This is a genomic window from Microcoleus sp. S28C3 (assembly GCF_036700785.1).
Classification (GTDB): domain Bacteria; phylum Cyanobacteriota; class Cyanobacteriia; order Cyanobacteriales; family Microcoleaceae; genus Microcoleus; species Microcoleus asticus.
Genome location: NZ_JAUBPO010000212.1, coordinates 1 through 5,030, shown reverse-complemented (window position 1 = coordinate 5,030; position 5,030 = coordinate 1). Strand labels below are relative to the sequence as shown.

The window sequence follows — 5,030 nt, the reverse complement described above, 5'->3', positions numbered from 1 at the left end:
TTGCTGGCAGTGGGGATGTTTTGGCTCAGGTTTTTGGGGCTAATAATTCTCTCACTTCTCTCGATTTTGTGGCTGGGGCGCGCTCAGGATAAAAGCGCATTTAATGCGCTGGCTTTTGTCGCTTTCTACACGCTCGCTTTGTTAAATAAACCGCGTTAGGAGAATACTTATTAATTAAATAAAATCAAGCTCGTGACTTATTTTATGTTCGCTTATTCCACTCCCATGAAACAGGTTTGAGTGAGTGATTTGTTTTTGGAAAATTTCAACAAACGGAGTTGATAACTACAAAAGTTATAACGGTTATTTTACCGGGATAAATATTATGCGATCTTGGGCTGATTGACTACCATAAAATTGGTTTTTTATCTGGACTCAAGTCCTAATAAAATTCTGAGTGTTCCAGCCGTTATTACTACAAATAAAAACACTTGTCAATTGGTTTTTGCAAATAAATATTGCACTCCACGGCGTATTTTCGTACATCACGCCACTTTTTTTGCATCCAAAAATAATTTTTAGCCCAGTCTGACTTGGCTAAAAAAATGCCTAATTTCCGAGGTAAATGCCGCTAACTGCTACTTTGGGAAGATGCCGATCAAATAAAAATCGCAGTAAATGGAACTTGTTAACTATGCGAAGCCGAGAAATTAGCAATTAAAAATTGCCGATTAGCAATTAACAATAATATCTGGCGCTGAAGGTTGACAATTAACCGGTCAAGGAGCTATCTAACTCATGAAGAAATTATGGTGCAACTACTCTTCCCAAATTCAAAAATTAAGTGGGGATCGCCGCGACAAAGACTGCATAAAAACTCCTGTGATTGGAGAGCCGTTAGCAGGCGATCCGGCGCTCGATATTTACTGTTTAACAAAAGCGAGTCTTCGCGTCAATACCGAGCATAAAAAACATTTAGTTTGCATCGATCCGAGGGTAGAGAATTATCAGCATCTTGCCAGCGGAATCAAACCGGGGACAGAGATAATTGTCCTCGATAAAACTCGGGACGGAGTAGAACAAATTACCGAGATTCTAGCTAAACGCAGCTTAATTGCCAGCCTTCAGATAGTGGCTCACGGCAATGAAGCTTCCGTGCAACTGGGGTCAACTTTACTAAAGGATGAAAACTTACTAAAGTACGATCGGCATTTGCAGCAGTGGCGAAAAGCCTTCAACAAAAAAGCCGATATTTTATTATTAGCTTGCAGGGTTGGGGCTGGAAAATCAGGGATTGCTTTCGTGCGGAAGCTGAGAGAATTAACAGGCGCAAATATAGCCGCTTCCAACAATTTAATTGGCAGTGCAAAATTAGGAGGAAACTGGCAATTAAATGTTACAGCAGGACGAGTAAAAACGGCAATAGCCTTTGAAACAAAAACGCAGGAAACTTACAGCGCTGTCCTCATTACTTTAGTTGACGAAACTTTTCAAGATGCAAGTCTAATAGGGCCTTGGATATCTGGGGTCACCGGCACGTCAGACGCTCCAGCTTTAACAGCAGGAACCGGAACGGAGAGTTTTCCGGGTTTGAATATCGACCAGCCCGGCAGCGGGGCTTTGAGATTAACTTCAAGAAGTTTTGACCAATCTACTTTTGCCATCTATAACAGTCCAGTACCAGCCAGCAGCGGCCTTAAAATTGTCTTCGATATATTTGCCTACAACGGCACTGCACGTCCGAATTTACCCAGTAATTTGACAGGGGACGGCATAAGTTTCTTTTTAATTGACGGTACTGTGACGCCAACACAAGCTGGAGGTTATGGAGGTTCTCTCGGCTACGCCCAAAATACAGATACAAATCAGTCCGGTTTACGGGGAGGTTATTTAGGAATTGGATTGGATGAATTCGGAAATTTCTCAACTACAACTTCTGGGCGTGTAGGCGGAATTCCGGGGGGGATTAGACCTGATTCGATAACACTTCGAGGTAGCGAAGCTACGCAATATCAGTTTTTAACTTCTAACTATTTGCCGGGGGGAATAGATAATATTCCCAATTCCGTAGTTCCGCCGATCAACGCCATTACTACTACTCGCGAACCAGCCAGAAGAAGAGTTCAAGTTATTTTGGAACCTCCCACTCCTGGAACGCCTAACAGTCGTCAGCTTACTGTTAGCTTCGATCTCGACAATGATGGTTCGTTTACAGATGTGGGCGAGACTATTATCGACATTGGGGATTTAGAGGCAATAAACGGGCCAATCCCGCCAACATTCAAATTTGGTTTTGCTGGTTCAACGGGAGACGCAACAAATATTCACGACGTTCGCACTTTGTCTATCCAAACTATAGACGTGCCGCTGACTACAGCAGATGTTGCGACAACGAAAAAAGGCCCGCCCGCTGCGGCACTGGGCAGCACCATTACTTACACAATTACGACAGTAAATAATGGTCCCAACCCGGCAGAAAACGTGCTGGTTGAAGACCAACTGCCCCGAGGGGCAGTATTTGAAAGTGCCGACAGCGGCGGCACTTTCAATCCGACAACGAGACTGGTCACCTGGCAAACTATTCCGAATTTACCTGTTGGGGCCAGCGTCACCCGTACTGTCACCGTTACCGCCCCAACTACGATCGGCGCTATTACAAACAGTGTATTCAGCAGCAGCAACACGATCGATCCCCTACCCGCCAACAACAGCGGCAGCAGCCCCCAAGCGCGAGTCACCACAACTATTACGAACGATATTGCCGATGTAGTGACGCTCAAAACCGGGCCCGTTACTGCGGCCGCGGGTTCGACAGTCACCTACACAATTACGGCGGCTAACAGTGGGCCGAGTGCCGCAACCAATGTGGCGATCGCCGATAGCATTGTTCCTGGTTTAACAGGAGTCAGCGTGTCGGACGGCGGAACTTACAACGCAACTACAGGTATTGTGACTTGGACGGCGATCCCATCCCTCGCCAGCGCAGCCAGCACCAACAGAACCGTCAGTTTCCCAGTTCCCGCCACCGGCGGCACCGTCGCCAACACAGCTAGCAGCACCTCAACTAGCCCAGACCCCAATCCTGACAACAACAACGGCAGCAGCCCCCAAGCGCGAGTTACCACTGCTATCACCCAGAGTGCCGATGTAGTGACGCTCAAAATCGGGCCCGCTACTGCGGCCGCGGGTTCGACTGTCACCTACACAATTACGGCAGCTAACAGTGGGCCGAGTGCCGCAACCAATGTGGCGATCGCCGACACCATTGTTCCTGGTTTAACAGGAGTCAGCGTCTCGGAGGGCGGAAGTTACAACGCAACTACAGGTATTGTGACTTGGACGGCGATCCCATCCCTCGCCAGCGCAGCCAGCACCAACAGAACCGTCAGTTTCCCAGTTCCAGTCACCGGCGGCACCGTCGCCAACACAGCTAGCAGCACCTCAACTAGCCCAGACCCCAATCCTGCCAACAACAACGGCAGCAGCCCCCAAGCGCGAGTCACCACCACGATCGCCGATAGCGCCGATGTAGTGACGCTCAAAACCGGGCCCGCTACTGCGGCGGCAGGCTCGACTGTCACCTACACAATTACGGCAACTAACAGTGGGCCGAGTCCGGCTACCAACATCACCCTTACAGACAGCATCGTTCCCGGTTTAACCGGCGTTACAGCATCCAACGGCGGTATTTACGACCCAGCCACAGGCATTGTCAGCTTTCCGCCCATTGCCAGCTTAGCTGACGGCGTTACCGTCAGCCGGAGAGTCACTTTCCCAGTCCCGGCGACCGGCACTGTCAGCAACACGGCAAGAGGTGCCTCAACCACGAATGACCCGAATCCCGGCAACAATAACGGCAGCGAGCCCGGCGCAACTGTTACTACCAGCATCGCCTCTGCCCCGACTCCGACTCCAACTCCCGCACCGACTCCGACTCCCGCCAACCAACCGCCGATAGCTAGCAACGTCAACCTCGAAATCGCCCCCAGCAGCGCTGTGGCGATCGCAGGACTTGGAGGAAGCGACCCCGACGGCTCGATCGCATCCTTCACCATCAACACCGTCCCACCAGCAAATGAAGGGCTGATATTTTTAGGCAATCCCGATACTGGCGGCACGATTGTCACCGCCGGTCAAATTCTGACACCTGCTGACATTAACCAATTATTTTTCCAATCGACAGCCAACTTTACAACAGCAAATTTCACCTACAGCGCTACAGACAACCAGGGTGCCACCAGTCCCGCCAGCGCTACTGTATCGGCGCTGCTGCCGGTGCCAAACCAACCGCCGGTAGCTAACAACGTCAACCTTGAGATCGGCCCCAGCAGCGCTGTGGCGATCGCAGGACTTGGAGGAAGCGACCCCGACGGCTCGATCGCATCCTTCACCATCAACACCGTCCCACCAGCAAATGAAGGGCTGATATTTTTAGGCAATCCCGATACTGGCGGCCGGATTGTCACAGTCGGTCAAATTCTGACACCTGCTGACATTAACCAATTATTTTTCCAATCGACAGCCAACTTTACAACAGCAAATTTCACCTACAGCGCTACAGACAACCAGGGCGCTACCAGCCCCGCCAGCGCTACTGTCTCTGCCATTCCCCTGGACCAACCAACACCAACACCGACGCCGACACCCGCGCCGACGCCGACACCCGCGCCGGAACCTACACCACCGACGCCTACACCCGCGCCGACGCCGACACCCGCGCCGGAACCTACACCTGCGCCGACGCCTACACCTGCGCCGACGCCTACACCCGCGCCGGAACCAACACCACCGACGCCTACACCCGCGCCGACGCCGACACCCGCGCCGGAACCAACACCACCGACGCCTACACCCGCGCCGACGCCGACACCCGCGCCGGAACCAACACCAACACCCGCGCCGGAACCAACACCACCAACACCAACACCAACACCACCAACACCACCAACACCAACACCAACACCAGCGCCAGAACCGACCCCGATATTCGGTCCAGTGCCCGAACCAGATACAGGTTGCGGTTGCCAACCACTGCCCCTGCCGCCCAACTTCACATTTATCCCCCCCCAGCCTTCACAAACACTCAACTT

General features: G+C 51.6%; 1 protein-coding gene. It reads left to right on the top strand.

Annotation, left to right across the window (positions count from 1 at the left end; all coding sequences use genetic code 11):
- Positions 1-738 precede the first annotated feature (738 nt).
- Positions 739-5,030, top strand: a 4,292-nt coding sequence (locus QUA13_RS31450) for a DUF4347 domain-containing protein (protein ID WP_333204882.1), incomplete at its 3' end; no start/stop codon positions are given.